General features: G+C 39.6%; 20 protein-coding genes. 6 read left to right on the top strand and 14 right to left on the bottom strand.

Annotated elements, in window-relative coordinates:
• Positions 1 to 58 precede the first annotated feature (58 nt).
• The 6 genes from GNP35_RS14315 to GNP35_RS14290 form a co-directional block, all read right to left on the bottom strand.
• Positions 59 to 2,164 carry a glycoside hydrolase family 97 protein gene (locus GNP35_RS14315; RefSeq protein WP_155696909.1) on the bottom strand — a complete coding sequence of 702 codons (2,106 nt, stop codon included), beginning with the start codon at positions 2,162 to 2,164 and terminating at the stop codon, positions 59 to 61.
• Positions 2,165 to 2,225: 61 nt separating this feature from the next.
• On the bottom strand, positions 2,226 to 4,679 hold the full coding sequence (locus GNP35_RS14310) for a GNAT family N-acetyltransferase (protein ID WP_155696907.1): 2,454 nt from the start codon (positions 4,677 to 4,679) through the stop codon (positions 2,226 to 2,228).
• The gene (gene uvrD / locus GNP35_RS14305) at positions 4,680 to 6,995 is read right to left on the bottom strand and encodes a DNA helicase II (protein ID WP_155696905.1); all 2,316 of its coding nucleotides are present in this window, start codon (positions 6,993 to 6,995) and stop codon (positions 4,680 to 4,682) included.
• A 14-nt stretch (positions 6,996 to 7,009) separates the two neighbouring features.
• On the bottom strand, positions 7,010 to 7,756 hold the full coding sequence (locus GNP35_RS14300) for an HAD-IA family hydrolase (RefSeq protein WP_155696903.1): 747 nt from the start codon (positions 7,754 to 7,756) through the stop codon (positions 7,010 to 7,012).
• The gene (locus tag GNP35_RS14295) at positions 7,695 to 8,996 is read right to left on the bottom strand and encodes a GGDEF domain-containing protein (protein ID WP_155696901.1); all 1,302 of its coding nucleotides are present in this window, start codon (positions 8,994 to 8,996) and stop codon (positions 7,695 to 7,697) included. Before GNP35_RS14295 ends, GNP35_RS14300 begins: the two co-directional genes overlap by 62 nt.
• Positions 8,997 to 9,062: 66 nt before the next feature.
• On the bottom strand, positions 9,063 to 9,713 hold the full coding sequence (locus tag GNP35_RS14290; RefSeq protein WP_155696898.1) for an HD domain-containing protein: 651 nt from the start codon (positions 9,711 to 9,713) through the stop codon (positions 9,063 to 9,065).
• Between the two features lie 68 nt (positions 9,714 to 9,781).
• Between GNP35_RS14290 and glpE the strand changes: the two genes are divergently transcribed.
• Genes glpE through GNP35_RS14275 form a run of 3 tightly spaced genes read left to right on the top strand, consistent with a single transcriptional unit; the run spans position 9,782 to position 10,939 of the window.
• The gene (glpE, locus tag GNP35_RS14285) at positions 9,782 to 10,105 is read left to right on the top strand and encodes a thiosulfate sulfurtransferase GlpE (RefSeq protein ID WP_155696896.1); all 324 of its coding nucleotides are present in this window, start codon (positions 9,782 to 9,784) and stop codon (positions 10,103 to 10,105) included.
• Positions 10,106 to 10,107: 2 nt separating this feature from the next.
• Positions 10,108 to 10,467, top strand: coding sequence for a hypothetical protein (locus tag GNP35_RS16610; protein ID WP_155696894.1), 360 nt, complete (start codon positions 10,108 to 10,110; stop codon positions 10,465 to 10,467).
• Positions 10,391 to 10,939, top strand: coding sequence for a rhomboid family intramembrane serine protease (locus GNP35_RS14275; protein WP_330997831.1), 549 nt, complete (start codon positions 10,391 to 10,393; stop codon positions 10,937 to 10,939). Before GNP35_RS16610 ends, GNP35_RS14275 begins: the two co-directional genes overlap by 77 nt.
• 77 nt (positions 10,940 to 11,016) lie before the next feature.
• Here the strand turns inward: GNP35_RS14275 and GNP35_RS14270 are convergent, their stop codons facing one another.
• Complete coding sequence (locus GNP35_RS14270) at positions 11,017 to 11,418, bottom strand: flagellar basal body-associated protein FliL (RefSeq protein ID WP_155696889.1); 402 nt, start codon at positions 11,416 to 11,418, stop codon at positions 11,017 to 11,019.
• Positions 11,419 to 11,540: 122 nt separating this feature from the next.
• Between GNP35_RS14270 and GNP35_RS14265 the strand changes: the two genes are divergently transcribed.
• From GNP35_RS14265 to GNP35_RS14255, 3 genes are read left to right on the top strand one after another with little or no spacing between them, the layout of a single operon-like run.
• Positions 11,541 to 12,101 (top strand): chorismate--pyruvate lyase family protein, encoded by a 561-nt coding sequence (locus GNP35_RS14265; RefSeq protein ID WP_196492537.1) that lies wholly within the window; start codon positions 11,541 to 11,543, stop codon positions 12,099 to 12,101.
• Positions 12,102 to 12,152: 51 nt separating this feature from the next.
• Complete coding sequence (ubiA, locus tag GNP35_RS14260) at positions 12,153 to 12,977, top strand: 4-hydroxybenzoate octaprenyltransferase (RefSeq protein ID WP_155697153.1); 825 nt, start codon at positions 12,153 to 12,155, stop codon at positions 12,975 to 12,977.
• Positions 12,978 to 13,877, top strand: coding sequence for an AEC family transporter (locus GNP35_RS14255; RefSeq protein ID WP_155696886.1), 900 nt, complete (start codon positions 12,978 to 12,980; stop codon positions 13,875 to 13,877).
• 24 nt (positions 13,878 to 13,901) lie between these two features.
• On the opposite strand, the gene GNP35_RS14250 is transcribed toward GNP35_RS14255, so the two are convergent.
• The 7 genes from GNP35_RS14250 to atpD form a co-directional block, all read right to left on the bottom strand.
• Complete coding sequence (locus GNP35_RS14250) at positions 13,902 to 14,429, bottom strand: methylated-DNA--[protein]-cysteine S-methyltransferase (protein ID WP_230961441.1); 528 nt, start codon at positions 14,427 to 14,429, stop codon at positions 13,902 to 13,904.
• The gene (locus tag GNP35_RS14245; protein ID WP_155696884.1) at positions 14,426 to 15,802 is read right to left on the bottom strand and encodes a DNA-3-methyladenine glycosylase 2 family protein; all 1,377 of its coding nucleotides are present in this window, start codon (positions 15,800 to 15,802) and stop codon (positions 14,426 to 14,428) included. The genes GNP35_RS14250 and GNP35_RS14245 overlap by 4 nt, the downstream gene beginning before the upstream one ends.
• A 325-nt stretch (positions 15,803 to 16,127) precedes the next feature.
• A complete protein-coding gene (locus tag GNP35_RS14240) occupies positions 16,128 to 16,481 on the bottom strand; it encodes an MGMT family protein (RefSeq protein WP_155696882.1) in 354 nt (117 codons plus the stop codon).
• A gap of 51 nt (positions 16,482 to 16,532) precedes the next feature.
• A complete protein-coding gene (locus GNP35_RS14235) occupies positions 16,533 to 16,733 on the bottom strand; it encodes a DUF3283 family protein (RefSeq protein ID WP_155696881.1) in 201 nt (66 codons plus the stop codon).
• Positions 16,734 to 16,801: 68 nt separating this feature from the next.
• Complete coding sequence (gene maoP, locus GNP35_RS14230; RefSeq protein ID WP_155696879.1) at positions 16,802 to 17,128, bottom strand: DUF413 domain-containing protein; 327 nt, start codon at positions 17,126 to 17,128, stop codon at positions 16,802 to 16,804.
• 195 nt (positions 17,129 to 17,323) lie between these two features.
• Positions 17,324 to 17,743 carry a F0F1 ATP synthase subunit epsilon gene (locus GNP35_RS14225; protein WP_155696877.1) on the bottom strand — a complete coding sequence of 140 codons (420 nt, stop codon included), beginning with the start codon at positions 17,741 to 17,743 and terminating at the stop codon, positions 17,324 to 17,326.
• 23 nt (positions 17,744 to 17,766) lie between these two features.
• On the bottom strand, positions 17,767 to 19,146 hold the full coding sequence (atpD, locus tag GNP35_RS14220; RefSeq protein WP_155696875.1) for a F0F1 ATP synthase subunit beta: 1,380 nt from the start codon (positions 19,144 to 19,146) through the stop codon (positions 17,767 to 17,769).
• Positions 19,147 to 19,150 lie beyond the last annotated feature (4 nt).

The raw sequence follows: 19,150 nt of genomic DNA, 5'->3' as shown, positions 1-19,150 counted from the left end.
ATTAATTATATTCAGCCAAGAAACGTAGACGCAGTCCACGCTTCAGCTTCCTGTCTTTTTACAAAGCCTTAAACCTAATAGCCGTGCCACCAGATGCAACCAGCTTCAAAGTCATTTTGTCTTTTGACGACACTTGTTGTGTCTCAATAACATACTCATACGGATTAGTTTCCCAATGCGCATTGTCGCCGTCTCGATAAATTTGTGCTTCGTACTGCTTGTTTGCATCTAAAAAGTCTAAAGAAATATCAACCGTACGTGCATCTTCATTCGTTACCGCACCAACAAACCAATCATCTCCAGAGTAACGCTCTGTTTGTTTTGCCTGTCGAGCCATTACAACAAAATCACCTACCTCACCCGCTAAACCAATACTTTTAGTCCAGTCTGTCGGTACATCTAGAATAAACTGAAACGCATCTCGCTTAGCTAGGTAATTTTCTGGTAAGTCTGCAGCCATTTGGATTGGGCTATAAAGTACAACATAGGCCGCTAATTGTTTAGCAAGCGTAGTTTGTGGTCTATTTTTATCAGCCTCTAAGCCATTGAAGCCCATATCAAAAATACCCGGTGTAAAGTCCATAGGGCCTGACAACATCCGAGTAAACGCTAACATTGGTAAATGCTCAGGAGGATTTGGTGGATTGCCCCATGCATTAAACTCCTGACCTCTTGCGCCTTCTCTAGATAACCAGTTTGGATAAGTTCTGCGTAACCCCGTGTCTTTAATCGGTTCGTGAGTATTAATACTTATCTTTCTTTTCGCCGCTTCAGTAACGTTAAATAAATACTCGTTAACCATAAACTGGCCATCGTGCCATTCTTTTCTAACAATTCCGTTTTCGTCTATTCTTTTAATATTGCCACCATCGGCAACATAACCGGTTTTTATCTGCTCAACACCATGTTTTTTATATAAATCTAATGCGTCTTGCATTTGGTTTCTATAATTTGTCACATTACCTGATGTTTCATGATGGCCAATTAATTTTGCGCCTTTATCATTACCGTATTCACTTAATGCGTTGATATCAAAGTCATCATAATTTTCAGTGAAACTAAAAACGTCGCCGTTAAAGAACCAGTCTCCATCCCAACCTATATTCCAACCTTCAACAAGAACACCGTCAAAACCATATTCGCTTGCAAAGTCCATGAAGTACTTAGTATTTTGAGTTGTAGCGCCATGTTTCTCACCGCTTCCCCAAGTCGATTTATTGATGTGCATTTCCCACCAAATACCAACATATTTACCAGGCTTAACCCATGAAACGTCGCCTAGCTTATTTGGTTCGTTTAAATTAAGTATTAAGTGAGAGTTTAGTAGTTCTGCGGCATTTTCTGCGATTTGAATTGTACGCCAAGATGACGTTAATCCATTGTCAGACTTGACTGCGACGCCATCTGACCAAGGAGTTAAGTCGGCAATATATTTACCAGGGCGGCGTTGATTTAGCGTCATGGCAGCATAATCAACTAACGCAGCTTCATGTATGCTTAAATGAACGTTGTTCTTCGTTTTAAAAGTAGCTGGTGTATGTATATGGGCCGCTTCAGATAATGGCGTTTCGTTATAGGTGTACTCATAACGGTTCCAACCACGAGCCGGGATCCAATATGCAGTAGTGTCATGAGCATTAGCAATGGTGAACTCAGTAGCTTCTTTAATTAACTCAATATGCTCAAAACCATCTTGATTTGGCACTAGATAACGAAAACCAATTCCATCATCAAATACCTTAACCTCTAATGTATATTGTGCATTTAATGTTGCTGGGGTTGGAGAAATTAACTCAGAGAACCAACCTTTATTCGTTTGGTGGTTAGGTAGCTGGCTATTTTTTAGCGTAATGCTGGCGTAGTTATGGTGATCTTTAATAACCGTTTGCTCACCCCAAGGTTGTTGCCACTCACTTTGGTGAGTATTTTTTTCTGTGCCGTCGATGTTAAAGTTAGACGTAAACGACGCTTGTTCTTTAAATACTAAACCTAATAAAGAAGGCTCTATAACCATCTGATCTTTAAATGAAACGGTATATTCAACTTGTTCTTTGTCGTCATTAACTTGAACAATGATATTGCCGTTTGGTGATGTAATGGTAACGGTTTCCGCTAAACAAGCTGAGCTACTAAGTAAGAGAAGTGTTGCAGATATAAATCGCATGAATTGATCCTGTCTTTCTTTTTATTATGCTCAACAGGATATAAGGTAGGCGCAGTAAGCTCTAACGTTTGAACTCCTCTACATACGTATTCAAAAGTTTAACCGTCTGATTTCGAATATTTTTTACTAATTCTTTTTCACCAGTACATTGATAATTAATAATTAGCTCTTTGTTACTCAAGCTATTTAAAAACTTATCCTTTAGTAACTCAAAAGGCTTATTCGACGTTTCTTTTAAAATAGTCTGTACCGCAAAAAAGCAACTATCCGGCGAACGGTGATGCGAACCTAAATGATTCAAATCGAGCCAATTCTGGTTTTTCGACCATATAGAGTAGCCAGCTGGAGGAGAAGCTTCAAAAGCCTGGATAAGCGAATTAGCTGCATCCTGTTGGTTTTTCCGTTGGCCTATTTCAAGCTCAGTATTTATCGTGTCAATACAGCGTTGTTGCCATAACTCTAGTGATGCTGCAGCGTCGGAGTTTAGTGCTTTGGCCATAAAAATACTGACTAACCCTGTACTTGTATCAGCCTTTAATCCTAGTCGTAATGGGATAAATGCATTGTTTGTCCAGAAATTCGACACCTTTATATCAAAACCGAAACTAGTGCATAAAAAGTCTATTTCTGAATTACTTTCATAATACGACTCTATATTGGCCAACAGCTCACTACCTAAGCCCTGTGACTGCATTGATGGCGTAACTGCAATCCTTACAACTCTCGCATATTTGAAATACCCTGCGTTAGCATAACCACAATGAGCTAATAGAGACTGCGGAAACAAGTGGCCTCTCGGTCGCCTAATTCCTTTTTGTATATCGCCCATTAAATTGCCATCAAGCTCAGGTTCAAAACCACCCTCTAAGGAAATGAGTGCAGTCGCGATTAATTCATTATCTTCAAATAGCCCAAATATTTCCATATCTGGATTATCCAGCATGGCCCGTAAATCATTCGGTGACGTTTGATAATGAGCTTCGGTTAATAGTCCAAAAACATCGGCAATCTGACCTGTTTGAAGCAGTTGCTTTGCAGATAGTTTAGTAAAGATTCTTTGTTCTGCAGAATCACTGACTATAGCCCCATTAACTTGCAACTGAATGACAGTGTTTGATATTGATGAGCTTTCTTCTTTTATAAAACAAATGCCCTGATTTACAATGCGTTCTAGATCGTCGTTTTCAGTCCATCGAACGGGCTGAGTTAGTATTTCATGCTGATAATTATTAAAGCTATCTTTAAGCCAAGGCTTAAGTTTGTATTCAAACCCTCTGCCTGTGCCCTCATAACCATGAATTGTTGTTGCTAAGATAACCTTACCCGTTAGGCCTACCAGTTCTTTTACAACAGTTACTGGCAAACTTGCCGCTTCATCAATAATCAACAAGTCTATGCTGTTTTTAAAGTCTTCTGACTGACTAATTATATGATCGGGTGAACAAAATTTAATGGTGGGATTTGTAACACGTAACAAGCGACTAAAATGTCCCGTTAAAATACCGGTAGAATCTAGGCTGGAAGACGTAACAACAATATTAAAAGGGCGATCAACTGATTGCTGATTTAACCATTGAGCTACCGCAATACCTATGACCGAAGACTTCCCTCGACCTCTATCTGCTGTAATCAATAAACAATCTTGTAACTTACTTTCATCAATATAACAACCAGTGATAAGTTTGTTTAAACACTTTGAATTTATTGGTTTTGTATTCAAAAGATCGGTTATTGATATCGCTACGCGATCTTGATCAGTGGTTAAGTAAAGAGAGTCTTTTTTAGCGTTGACGTTTTTATAAGTTTCGCTTTTAGATTCTTCATATTCATGAAAGCTTACTTCGGCGCTTCCATTAGAAACATCACTAGAGAAACTATTAGAGGCACCACCAGAAGTTGACCCCTGAATTATTTGTGAAGCTTTTTGAGACGCTTTTTGAGAATTGTTTTCAGTAGTTAAATCTAAGGAATCATCAGTAATGCCTTTATCGGCACTATACAAATAAACTCCGTTATTTGAGTTGTTCTCCAAGACACTCAACAGATGAGAGATAAAATTGTTATCTATGTCGCTAACGTTTACCTTTTCAGAAATAAAACGACTCTGCTCTGGGTCTTGAAAGGCAAGCCACTCAGCATCAGGTGGTGTTAATAAGATAAGTACACCGCCTTGTTTAATAACACCAGAAAGAGCTGCAACCGCATCTGCATTAAACCCCTGATAGGCGTCATAGATTAATATGCCACACTCTTGCCCTAGATATTTTCGAAACTTTTTAATTCGCCATTCGTTTTTTCTAAGCACTGAGTCTGCACTCAATGACTCGGGCTCTAAAAAGGGAATTATTTTAAGGTGCTCAATACCCTGCGGTGAGCTATCTGTTGAAGATTCAATCAGCGGGTAAATGCACTCATAACACTGACTAACAGAGCCAACTAAACGAACAATGCCCCGTTGTTTTTGTTGGGACAGCTTCTGCTTTAGCTGAGCAATGTAGTCAATAAAGTCTGTCATTTAAACAGCGGTTAATTTTGCATAGGTTGTTACTAACCACTTGGCGCCAAACTGATCAAAGTTAACTTGTATTCGAGCGTGCTCACCGTCACCTTCGCAGTTTAATACCGTACCTTCACCAAACTTTGCATGCATAACTCGCTGTCCAAGTGAGAAACCTGTCCCCGTGAATTTTACATGGTTAGTGGCAGCTTTAGGCTGTGATGAATAGCTAGAGCCTGAACCGTAACCCGTTGAACTTCCATAACTTGAGCTACTGCTACGGTATGCCGGTTGACTAACAGACGTGGTCAGTTTTACATGATACAGACACTCTTCTGGTATTTCGGCAATAAAACGAGAAGGGCGGTGACGATGCTCTTGGCCGTACATTCGCCTAACTTCTGCATAAGTAATAAATAAACGTTGGCGAGCTCGGGTCATTCCTACATAGGCCAAACGTCTTTCTTCTTCTAATCGCTCAGGTGCATCTGCGCTTTGTTGACTCGGGAACATGCCTTCTTCAACACCCACCATAAATACAAGTGGAAACTCCAAACCTTTAGCACTGTGTAACGTCATTAACTGTACGGCTTCTTCATAGTCGTCAGCTTGTGATTCGCCCGACTCTAACGAGGCATGAGATAAAAATGCAGAAAGTATTGGCATTTCTTCCATGTTTTCATCAGGTTCGTACTGCTTACAAGCCGTCACCAGTTCCTCTAAGTTTTCTACTCGAGTTTGACCTTTTTCGCCTTTTTCCGCTTGATACATGGCCTTTAGGCCAGACGCTTGTATCGCCTGATCCGCCTGTTCATGCAAAGGTAATTCGGATACATCTTGTTCTAGCTGATCAACCAGTGAAATAAACTTTTGTAATGCGCCCGAAGCACGTGCTGACAACCTATTTTCGTTAATCAGTCGGCCACTCGCTTGCCACATTGTGATACTTTGACTTCTCGCTGCATCACGAATGGTTTGTAACGTTTTATCACCAATTCCACGTGCTGGCGTATTAATAACACGCTCAAAAGCCGCATCATCATCACGGTTCGCTAATATTCTTAGGTAGGACAGAGCATCTTTGATTTCTTGACGCTCGAAGAAACGTAACCCGCCATAAATTCGATATTTTAGGCCTGCTTGCAATAACGCTTCCTCTAAAACACGAGACTGAGCATTATTACGATATAAAATGGCCGCATCGGATAAGCTGCCACCTTCTTCTTGCCACTTCTTAATATTACCAACAACAAACCTAGACTCTTCGATTTCGTTAAACGAAGAATATACCGCAATTGGGTCGCCTTCTTTATCTTCGGTCCATAAGTCCTTGCCGAGTCGATCGCTGTTATTTGAAATAACGGCATTGGCCGCCTTTAGTATATTTGCGGTTGAACGATAGTTTTGTTCAAGACGAATAATTTCTACATCGGCAAAGTCTTTTTGGAAGTTGTGTATATTCTCAACTCTCGCACCACGCCAACCATAAATGGATTGGTCATCATCGCCAACAATCATTACGTATGAAGGGTCTAGCTCATCTGCAACACCGCCTGGATGTCCACCTGAAATTAACTGAATCCAGGCGTATTGAATGCTGTTGGTATCTTGAAACTCGTCCACCAGCACGTGACGAAAGCGTTTTCTATAATGACTTAACACATCAGGGTGTGTCGCTAACACTTCGTGGCTGCGCAATAATATTTCAGCAAAATCCACCAAACCGGCTCGGTCACAAGCTTGTTGATAAGCTTCATATACTTTTACCATCACCTGTTCATTTGGATCGTAAGTTTCAATATGTTTTGGACGCAGACCTTCATCTTTTTTGCCGTTGATATACCACATGATTTGTTTAGCGGGATAACGCTTTTCATCTAGATTGAGGCTTTTTAATAATCGGCGAATTAATCGGTGTTGATCATCCGAGTCTATAACTTGGAAGCTCTCTGGTAGTTTAGCTTCTCTAAAGTGAGTTCTTAAAAAGCGATGCGCTAAACCATGGAAAGTACCTATCCACATACCATGATTGCTAAACTGAGACCCCACAGTGCCATGACCCATTACCGCTTCTAAACGGTGGCGCATTTCTGTAGCGGCTTTATTAGTAAAGGTAACCGCCATAATAGAATAAGGTGATACGTGATGCGCCCTTATTAAATAACCAATTCGACTAATAAGAACTTTTGTTTTACCTGATCCCGCACCTGCCAGGACTAACATATTTTGCGGCGGTGCTGTAACGGCCTCATGTTGACGTTCATTTAATTCATTAAGTTTGAGCGCGGCTAAACCGTGATGATCGGGTTCCTGATTAGGAATAAAAACGTCCATTATGTATTGAGGCCTTAAACTGGATATAAAAACAGGTTTTGATTATAGCAGTTGTAGTAAATCATCCAAGTCTGAATATTCAGCATTAGGCAAAGAAGCACCAATCGACATGGCTTTTTTGCTGGGTTATACCAAAAACTGCTGCAAGACGCGTTTTGTGCAGACTTTAAATCGGAGCCAACATTATCTCCTACATGCAAAATAGACTCACTAGGAATATCCAAGTGACGAGAAACCATATTCAACATATCTGGAAAAGGCTTCATTCTATTTCCATTGGCTCCAGCTCGATAATAACCAACAAAGTATTGGGATAGACCAAGCCTATCAATATCAGCATTGCCATTTGTTACTGCGACGATTGGAAACTTCTCTTTAAGGCGCTGCAATACCTGGTGGGTTTTAGAATCTATTAAAAAGTTAGACCTTGCGTTGTAGAAAACCTCAAAAGCCTGCTCAACTAATTGCTTTTCTTTGATTTTATCTAGTTTTAAATGGGATAAACCGTGCTGAATTGCCGCTTTCCTCCACAACGTCACATCATGCTTGAGCTCTGGGTTTGCTTTGATCGCATGCCACTTGGCCTCTAACCACGGCTGTATACCAGCATCAATAACGGTTGGAACTTCGCCACACAAAAACTCGAATTGAAGCTGTTCGGCTTGATGGATTACAACATCATTGGAATAAAGTGTGTCATCAAGATCGAAACTGATAGCTTGAATAGATGCTTGAAAATGCTGGTAGAATTTTAATGCCAAAACAATAAACCTTTATTTGGACTGCGTTATTCGGACTTATCGCTAACGCAATTACGTCCACTATTTTAGCATCATACATTGCCTTATCAGCTCTACGCAGCAAAATATCAATTGGTTCATTGGTTTGATACTCAGCAGTTCCAAAGCTTGCGGTTACTTTTATCGCTTTGTCATTATGAATAACGGTATGGTCTGACAGCGCTTTGCATAAAGATTTTGCTAATTGGTTGGCTTCCCTCTTATTGGAATCTGCCATTAATATAGCAAACTCCTCGCCGCCCATTCGTCCTAGTATATCTGTTTCGCGCAATCGTTCATCTACCACGGTAGCAACATCAATTAATACTTTGTCTCCTACCTCATGACCGAACTGATCGTTAATGTGTTTAAACAAATCTATATCAAAGGTAATAATGCTCAGTGGAGTAAATTGTCTATCCGCTCGTTTTTTCTCTCGACTCAAATGCTCCATAAAGCTGCGCCTATTATCAACTCCCGTTAATGCATCTGTCATTGCTAGCTTTTTAAGCTGCTCTTCTAGCTTTTTGCGTTGATCAATCTCGACTTTAAGCAGCATGTTATCTCGCTCTCGTTCCTGCTGATTTGACCATGCCTCTCTAAAATTTTTATTTATGGTGTACGAAATAGATAAACCAATAGTATTGGCTAACAATATGAAGGTTGTTGAAAAACCTATTCGTGATGCATGATCAGGAAAAACAAAAATCGCAGAGAGCACAAATAAAACCACAAAACCCAGTGCAGTAATGAGTTGCTGACCTAAACTTAGCGGTACAAAAATATAGATGAGAATTGTTAAAAAAGAACAGCAAATAGCTAATTCAAATAACGTAGCAGGGCTTTGTAACCATTGGCTATAAGTATAAAAGGTAATAAACAGTGCAAAAAGAAAGGCCGCCAAAAAGAAGTTAACAACCGTATAAATTCTTTTTCGAGTCATGTCTTTAATAATTGCCATATAACAGGCGAAACCCACCAGCCCAATTGTAAATTTAACACCAACGCTAAATAACTTTGCTTCTGGGATAACAAAGGGAACGTATTGATCAGAAATAGAAAACAAAGAAAAAAATAGAGCAAGAACAAGAATGCCGCGGGCAACGGCAAACCCATTGACAGAAAATTTTTCCAGATGATATCGGCTTTCTATGTATTTATTTTCGAAGTTAGGCCACCAATGCCTAAGACGATAATTTGTTTGATGCCATGAATGGTTCATAATCCATTACGTAATTTTTATTATAATAATCAAACTATAGATTAGTTTTTAAACAAAATCTCCAATTTAACCAATTTCTGCACCCAACTGCTTTAAGTACAGTTCCATAAACTCAACTCGCTTCAGGCCCAACTCTTTTCCAGCTGTGGTTTTTAATGTTTTTGCTGTGAGGAATAATTTTTCATAAAAATGATCAATAGCGGATAATTTGCTATCGGCATTACGACTTTCACAAAAGGGATCTTCAGTGTGATAGATCGCACTACCAAGCTTTCCAGATACAGCAAAACATCGAGCAATTCCTACCGCACCTAAGCCATCCAACCTGTCGGCATCTTGAACAACTTCAGCTTCCAATGACGTTGTTGTTATATTCGCACTGTAACTGTGAGCTTCTACAGCGTGAAATACGTTCTCAAGTTTATGTTCAGGGAATCCCGATGCGCGTAAAAAGTCTGTGGCTACTTTGGCAGCTTGAATACTCGACGTTTTATTTCTTGGGTCATTTTTAGGGTAAGTTACACAGTCATGTAACCAAGCTGCCGCTATCACTACCCAAACATCCGCGCCTTCTGCTTCAGCAATGTACTTTGCATTACTGACGACTCTTTTTATATGATTGATATCATGTGCAGTATCATGAACAACTTGCTTACTCATAAAGTCTTGGCAGAGTTTTTCTAACGATTCTAACGAATTAATTTTTAATGAGGCCATAACAAATCTATAATCGGTTAAATTGGTTCGTATTATGATGAATAATTTTAATTTTTTCAGGAATTTCTATGTCTAACTTTAAACATATCAATATCGTCGATGCACAAAAATTAATAGCCGACAATTCAGCTATCGTTGTTGATATCAGAGATGAACAATCTTTTTCTGCTGCACATGTAGAAGGGTCGTTCCACCTTACAAACGGAACTTTGCATTCATTTACACAGCAAAATGATTTTGACCAAACGGTTTTAGTTTTTTGCTATCACGGCAATAGCTCTCAGGGCGCAGCTCAGTACTTAGTAGAGCAAGGCTTTGATGATGTTTATAGTGTAGACGGTGGTTTTGAAATGTGGCGTAAAAACTTCCCATTTGTTAGCGCTGACAATTAATAGTGACTTACATTGGCGAATTAGGATCACAGCGAGCATGCTTAGCCTTTTGTGATTACCTGAAAGTTAAAAACCTAACTTTCCGTGTTGATGAACGGCATGATAGCGGTTTAATTACCTATACCATTTATGCACCTGAGCAAGATGCACAGGAAGTGGAACTCGCTTTTAATAACTTTATCTCGAATCCTAATAGAGAAGAGTATTTAAATGCGTCATGGCAACTTGCTGAACCGGCTCAATCATCAGCAAATCAAAGTTTAGGTTTATCAAACATCTGGTCTAGTGTCGGCTTTTTTACTCGCCTACATAGCAGGTCTTTGTATTCTAATTTTTGTTTTGTCTTATTTAGGCTGGTATAGAGAAGTATTCTTTGCGCTTAAATTTGATTGGCTGTGGACGGAACCCTATCGTCTCATCACACCTGCAATCATGCACCTTAGTGCCGTACATTTACTTTTTAATTTAGCGTGGTGGTGGTACTTAGGTGGAAGGGTAGAAAAAACTCTGGGTTATCAAACGTTAATACAAGTTTTTTTGATTAGTGCGCTAGCATCAAACGTGTTGCAAGTTTTATTAGTCAACGATCAGTTTGCCGGATTATCTGGTGTTAACTACGCGCTAGCTGGTTTTGTCTGGGTTTGTGGCACTGTGCACAAGTCAACTAGGTTATATCTGCCTAACAACCTCTTTGTCTTTTTAATTGTATGGATGTTAGTGGGTTTTGTAGATGTGCTGCCTATTCCAATGGCGAACTGGGCTCATTTAGGTGGGTTACTTGCTGGTATGTTACTAGGCTTATTGCTCGTCAAAAGATCAGTAAAAACTATTTAGTACAAAAAACTAACGGTTCGGGCCACTTATTAAAAAAGGAGCCAAGGCTCCTTTTTTAATTTAAATTTAGATACGCGTTAACTATACAAATACTTGGTAAATATTAAGTCTTTAATAACTGGCTGACCCGTTTCTTTCTTCATCAGTTCTTTGAGTTTCTCTAAAATCAAGATTCTGATTTCTTCTCTGCCGGTCATTGATTTTACTTTTTGCTCAGGCTGACGGATCAAAATATCAATCATTGCGTCTCTAAGCAATGGTGCATGGTGCTCTACGGCTGGCACATTTTGAACATCTTCAACCATTAATTCTGCGGTAATTCTCACAAAACCAATACGACGTTTGTTACTTACATAATTTGTTATGATGTCCGGTTCAAAACCGTAATAACCAACATTTGGTTTTTCACCAGCTGCATGAAGGCTTAATGAACTAGCTAGTACAATAATAGCGATAAAAATACGTAACAAAACGAGCATCCTTTGTTTTTATGATTTAGCGGTAATTTTAGTGAATTATATAGGTTCTACCAGCTTTTATTTTGAGAACTAGCAATAATTTTTGCTACCATAGCGGTTCTAATCAAATTGAGATTAAAATTTTGTTTCCTATTGAATTACCAACCAATTGGCAGTTAGCCGACAATAGTCAATCGCTAGCGGCAAATAAAGGACTTAAAAGTTGGGTCTGTAGTGAAAGCTCTCTTACTGTAAAAATTAAAGAACTTGGTACCGCATTCTCAGTAGAAGTTTTAAATCAGTGTTATCAGGCTATTGATGAGAAGACTCAACAGCAATTAAATACAAAAGATAGCGTCGCTCTAATACGCGAAGTATTATTAAAGCAAGGCGACAAGCCTTTAATATATGCTCAAACTATAATACCTGAATCAACCATTGTGGGCACAGAGTCTAGGTTGGCTGAGTTGGGAAATCAATCTCTTGGGCAAGTGTTATTTCAAAGCAAAGAAACGCAGCGTGGACATATAGAAGTAAGTACTGTGTCTGACTCTTCCGCGCTTGGCTCATTTATACAAAACAAATTGGGCCAAGCTTTAACAGATGTTTGTTTTATTCGTCGTTCAACATTTAATTTAAATAACAAACCACTGATTGTTAATGAATGCTTTTTGCCTTTGTTAACTAACGGTAGTGAGGAATAAGTAGTGCGCTGGGAATTATCCTTTAAAAATTACCCTTCTTACCACCAGCTCATGAGGCTAGACAAGCCTATTGGGATTTATCTGTTGTTGTGGCCAACGCTTTGGGCCCTATGGATTGCTTCTTTTGGAGTTCCTCACTGGCATTATCTATTAGTTTTCACCGCCGGCGTTGTATTAATGCGCTCAGCCGGTTGTGTTATTAATGACTATGCCGATAGGCATTATGATGGTCATGTTGAACGCACGGCCTTAAGGCCTATTCCTGCAGGAAAAGTATCTCCTACAGAAGCACTACAACTGTTTTTTGTATTAATAATCGCGTCATTTTTATTGGTATTAACGCTTGATAAAGAAGTTATATTTCTGTCTATAGGCGCATTACTTCTAGCGTCAGCTTATCCATTTATGAAGCGGTATACCCACTTCCCACAAATTGTGTTGGGTGCAGCATTTAGCTGGGCAATTCCAATGTCATTTATGGCAGTACAAGCAGATCTTCCTATCGAAGTTTGGATTCTATATTTGGCAAATATAACTTGGACAGTGGCTTACGATACGTATTATGCAATGGTTGATAAAGACGACGATTTAAAAATTGGCGTTAAATCGACAGCAATAGCTTTTGGTAAAAATGACTTATTGGTGATTGCGATGTTGCAACTTTCAACATTATGGTTATTTGCACAATTGCATGTTTATTTGCACTGGCATTGGCCTATGACGTTTGCGTTAGCTGCAGTGGCCACTTTATTTTTGAAACAGCTGTGGAATTGTAGGCAAAGAGACAAAACGCAGTGTTTTAAAGCCTTCTTGGATAACCACTATGTTGGGCTAATTATCTTCCTTGGTTTGTTTGTTGAATACTGGCTTTATTAATTGATTACTTTATCCGTTATATTACCCTTGGCTATCATTTGCTTTTTAGGCTTTTTGTTAGCAAAAGTTAACTGGCTAAAACAAGCACAAGTTCAGGCCTTGTCTTCAGTTTGCTTTTCATTACTCATCCCACTTTTTTTATTTAAAAGCACCTCACAAACTAATTTATCCTCTGGTCTTTCTTGGACTTGGTTTGCTGCTTTATATTTGGGTATGCTGGTGGTATTTTTTGCTCAATTCCACTTTATGACTAAAGTGCTTAAGCGAAGCAATGCAAATGCCTCGGTTTCATCTTTAGCAGCAACTTATTCAAATACGGTATTAATCTCAATTCCAGTACTTATAGGACTGCTTGGCGCAGAGACAGCAGGGCAAGGCTTTGTATTAATTGCTTTTCATAGCGCTATGTTATTTATTATTACCGAATTGTACATAAGCTCGATAACAATCAAAAATGTGGTAAATAGCTTAAAGAACCCATTAGTTATGAGTATAACGGCCGGTTTATTGTGTAATGTTTTGGGAGTGACGATTCCAACTGTTATTTTAGAACCATTGGACATGTTATCAACCTCTGCAATTCCTTTAGCTTTATTCAGCTTAGGTGCATCAATCAAGTTTTTACCAATCAAAGGCAACCGCAGTGAAGCTTTACTATTAAGTTGCGTAAAACTTATTGTATTACCTGGTACCGTTTATTTATTGGCAACTTTTGTATTCTTGCTTAATGCTGAGGCAACCTTAATTGTCGTACTATTAACCGCGAGCCCTACTGGCGTTAATGCATTTATCATTTCAACAAAACATAAAGTTCAAGAGGGCATAAGCGCTACAACTGTTGTGTTTTCGACAATTTTAAGTGTTTTAACGATCACTCTTTGGAGTTATTTGCTCTACTAACGTAAGTTGCAGTCAAACTGGCTATTAATCGCCAGTGACCTTACTTTCAAATGACAACAGCTTTTGTTTGTTATCAAGTCCACCAGCGTAACCTGTAAGCGTCCCATTAGCCCCAATCACTCGATGGCAGGGCACAACAATAGCTAGCGGGTTTTTACCGTTAGCCGCACCTACAGCGCGAACTGCTTTGGGGTTGCTAATAAAGTTTGCTAACTCTCCATATGACCACGTCTGCCCGTAAGGGATTTGTGTTAGCGCTTGCCATACTTGTTGCTGAAACGCGGTCCCGTAATTACTTTGATGGGCTAACAATTCGGAAAAATTTGTTTCTTCTCCACGAAAATATTTGGACAATTGTTCTTGTGCTAAATCAAGAATAGGGTGCTGATCTTGGTTTTTAGGATCTCTAAGGTTTTCTGTTGCCACAATTTCCACATACCACAATGAAGCAACTTCACTGTCTAAATTAATACCTATTTCTACAGCGCCTATAGGCGTTTCAATCCACCTTGTGGCAAGTTTGTCAGGCATAGGTTGATTCACAACACTCATAGCATATTCCACATGTTAAAAGTTAAATACGTCCGCCACGGAGAAGCTTTAGCCGGCTCAATAAGAGGGAATATATCTAATGCTTTTTTAATACCTAAGTCGGTATCTAACCATATATCGGTATTCGACTGACCTCGCATTTTTGCATATTCAACTGTCCATGGACCAATGCCTTTTAATTCAAGCCACTGTTCTGGATCAGTGTCCGGGTTATCTATACAAAACTTAGCAAGTCGGATTAAGGTTTGCTTTCTTGCTTCCGGGATTTTCAAAAACAATAATCTAGATTTGGCTAATTGCTGAGGTGTCGGAAACCATCGATACTCGATCCCGTTGACAACCTCTTTGTCTCCTAACTGTTCAACAAGTTGATTTAATAAATTGGTAGCCGCTTTAACTGACACTTGTTGCCCTAATATGGCTCTAACACCGGCCTCAAAAACACTCCAACAACTAGGGATTCGAATACCTGCGCTTAGATTATGCTCCGATATACCGGAGGATTGCAGCGCTTTGTTGATCACTCCTACATTAGCGTTCAAGTCAAAAACTTGTCTAATTTTCTGAACAACAGAATATAATTGTTTTGCGTCATCTATTACGATACTTACGTTAAAGCCTTGTTTATCTGGTCGGTGAACCGCATTAAATCGGCCTTTAATATACCCACTATCTGACGGCCAATAAAAAGTCCGACCATATGAGCTGCTCCCCACATGCTCCATACCCTCAATTTTTCTAAAATCCACAAAGTCATGCCAGTGCTGCCAATCAAAAGGCGGTTGGTAATTTAACTGAAGGCGAATTGGAGCGTCGCTAACCGGATGTTTTCGAACTTCTGAAGGTGTTTTTGTGGTTATCTTTTTAAAACTGTCATTAAACCGCCTCACATTATTAAAGCCACTAGCAAATGCTACGTCTTGAATTGGCATATGTGTCTGATGAAGCAGAGACTTAGCAAATAACACTTGTTGATGTTGCACATAATGTTTTGGAGATACACCAAGCTTCTCTACGAATAACTTTCTTAGGTAACGATCGGTAATACCCAAACGCTCGGCTAGCTCACTTAACTTTAAGTCATGAAAACCCTGTTCATGAATAATATTTAAGGCACGCTGCACGGTTGTTTGTGTTCCATTCCAAGCTGGCGAGAATGGCGCTGATTCTGGACGACATCGTAAGCATGGTCGATAGCCAGAAACCAAAGCTTCATTGGCCGTTTGAAAATACTCAACGTTTTGCTCTTTGGGGGCATTTGCTGGACAAATAGGACGACAAAAAATGCCCGTTGTTTTAACCGCGACATAAAAAACACCATCAAACCTAGGATCACGTGACAACCTAGCTTGTTGAAACTCATTTAATTCCATTTAACGACCCATTAACTGAATTAGTAATGTATTGAGTCTAACCTATAAACTTTATATTACTAGATGAAATCGGAAGTGAAGGTTAAATCGGAACACACAGTTTGGTTTGAGTTTGGTTTGAGTTTGGTTTGAGTTTGGTTTGAGTTTGGTTTGAGTTTGAGTTTGGTTTGAGTTTGGTTTGAGTTTGGTTTGAGTTTGGTTTGAGTTTGGTTTGAGTTTGGTTTGAGTTTGGTTTGAGTTTGGTTTGAGTTTGGTTTGAGTTTGGTTTGGTTTGAGTTTGGTTTGAGTTTGGTTTGAGTTTGGTTTGAGTTTGGTTTATAAAACTCTAGTAATCTAGCAATAGAAATAAAATATTTTCTAAATCTACCACCCAACCAAATTCTTTGATGCTGACTCTTTTTCCTTTAACCGTGATGCCTTCGTCAATTAACAAAGCTCTCTGATTAGCAAATTCGTCGCTACCAGGTGAGAAAGCTATTTCACCGCTAGATCGAATGACTCTATGCCAAGGTACTGGTTTATTATCTAAGCCTTCGCTAGGAACAAACTTAAGACTCTTTCCTACTAACCTTGCTCGTCCAGGTAACCCCGCTAAATCAGCAATTTGACCATAACTACTAACTTTTCCAACAGGTATTAGTTGAATGGTTTTCCAAATTTTAACGTATTGTTCGTTCATAAGTTTAATTACATCAGGTAATTAGGTTCCATGTGGAACTTAACTTATTGGTTACACAGACTTAAAATATTCGTAGCGATCCATAAGATGCTGCTGAAGGTCGGCTTCTAGGAAGTGCTGGTGGATATATTTGATAATTTCTGGTCGGCTCATTAAGCCTCGCTTTTCTTTATAAGCCCAAAAAGACGCCATTAGGTCGTGTTGAATAGCGTCTTGTTCTTTTTGAGGCATAGTAGCTATATTGTGACTCATGCTGAATTCCCTCGTATATTTTCTCTCCCCAAGTTTACGGAAATTCCAACTGATATACAGCTATATATTTAAAAATCTGTAGATAAAAAAGAGTTGTTTCCGTCGTGTCTGGAGAGAAATATACGTTGTGAACGCGCTGTTATTGCTTGCTTATACTTACTCCAAGCTTTTACTGCGAAACTTTGGCTTTCTAACCCTTCACATACTGCTTGTTGAAAGTGCTTTTCATCTTCATTTTCAGGAATACGAAGCTTAGATTCAAGTTCTCGTAATGTATGACCATGAGACTCTAAATACTCAGCCTCACGTATTGTAAATACGCCACTGCGACGAAAACCATGTGGAAAGTTATGATCGTCATAGTAGTTGTATTTGCCTGCACCGATGTTTTCCATATTAATCCACCTATCAATTTTTGAAATAAACGAATTGCCAACTTTGCGTTGGCTAGTTATATAGATTGTTTGCGACAAATCTGTGGCGTTTTTATTACAATTTTTAGAAAAAGGGAAGTTTTATTTGATTAAATTTCAGACATAAAAAAACCCAGCCTAGGCTGGGTTTTCAAAAACATCTGTAAGGAAGCTGAATTAGCCTTTACGAATTTGTTTGATAACACGTAATTGTGCGATAGCGCGAGCAAGCTCTGCTGTAGCTTCTGCATATTCAAAGTCTGCACCAGAATCAGCTAATTGCTGTTCCGCTGTTTTCTTCGCTTCAAGTGCAGCTGCTTCATCAAGATCTTCAGCTCTTATTGCGATATCGGCCAACACAGAAACACTGCTAGGTTGTACTTCTAAAATACCACCTGCAACGTAGAAGAACTGTTCTTCACCGTGCTGTTTCACTACGCGTACCATGCCAGGTTTAATGGCAGTAAGTAAAGGCGCGTGACCTGGGTAAATACCCAAATCACCTTCACTACCTGTTACCTGTAACGTTTCAACAAGACCAGAAAATACTTTTTGTTCTGCGCTTACTAAGTCAAGGTTCACAGTCATTGCAGCCATTGTACGCTCCTAATTAGGTATGCTTATTTAGCTTTTTCTAAAGCTTCTTCAACCGAACCAACCATGTAGAACGCTTGTTCTGGTAGGTCATCATAATCGCCGTTTAAGATACCTTTAAAGCCAGCAATTGTGTCTTTAAGAGATACATATTTACCAGGAGAACCAGTAAATACTTCTGCAACGAAGAAAGGTTGAGATAAGAAACGTTCAATCTTACGAGCGCGAGATACAGTTTGCTTATCTTCTTCAGATAATTCATCCATACCTAGAATCGCAATGATGTCTTTAAGTTCTTTATAACGCTGAACTACTGTTTGAACACCACGTGCAACGTCATAGTGCTCTTGACCAATTACTTGAGGGTCAAGCTGACGAGACGTTGAATCTAGTGGATCGATCGCTGGGTAAATACCTTTTGATGCGATATCACGAGATAGTACAACTGTTGCATCTAAGTGAGCAAAGGTTGTAGCTGGTGATGGGTCAGTCAAGTCATCCGCAGGTACATATACCGCTTGGATTGAAGTGATTGAACCAGTCTTAGTAGAAGCGATACGCTCCTGAAGTACACCCATTTCTTCAGCAAGTGTAGGCTGATAACCTACCGCTGATGGCATACGACCAAGAAGTGCTGATACTTCAGTACCCGCTAGTGTGTAACGGTAGATGTTATCAACGAAGAAAAGAACGTCACGACCTTCGTCACGGAACTTCTCAGCCATTGTTAAGCCAGTTAGGGCAACACGTAAACGGTTTCCTGGAGGCTCGTTCATCTGACCGTAAACTAGAGACACTTTATCTAGTACGTTTGATTCGTTCATTTCATGGTAGAAATCGTTACCCTCACGAGTACGCTCACCAACACCTGCGAATACTGAGTAGCCGCTGTGCTCGATTGCGATGTTACGGATAAGTTCCATCATGTTTACGGTTTTACCAACACCGGCACCACCGAATAGACCAACTTTACCACCTTTAGCAAACGGACATACAAGGTCGATAACCTTGATACCAGTTTCTAAAAGCTCAGTTGAGCTAGATTGTTCTTCATATGAAGGAGCTGCACGGTGAATCGTGTAACGCTCTTCTTCACCAATAGGACCCGCTTCATCGATTGGGTTACCTAGTACGTCCATGATACGGCCTAATGTAGCTGTACCAACTGGAACTTCAATACCTTTACCAGTATTTACTACTTCTGCACCACGTGCTAAACCGTCAGTAGTACCTAGCGCGATTGCACGAACAACGCCGCCACCTAGCTGCTGTTGAACTTCTAATGTAAGACCTGAAAGGCCTCCAGTAGTTACTTTAATCGCGTCATATACCGCAGGTACTGCATCTTGTTGGAACTCTACGTCCACAACCGCGCCAATGATCTGTACGACCTTACCTTGACTCATGACA

The organism is Psychrosphaera haliotis (assembly GCF_009728465.1).
GTDB classification, from domain to species: domain Bacteria; phylum Pseudomonadota; class Gammaproteobacteria; order Enterobacterales; family Alteromonadaceae; genus Psychrosphaera; species Psychrosphaera haliotis.
This window is presented reverse-complemented; position numbering and strand designations above follow the sequence as displayed.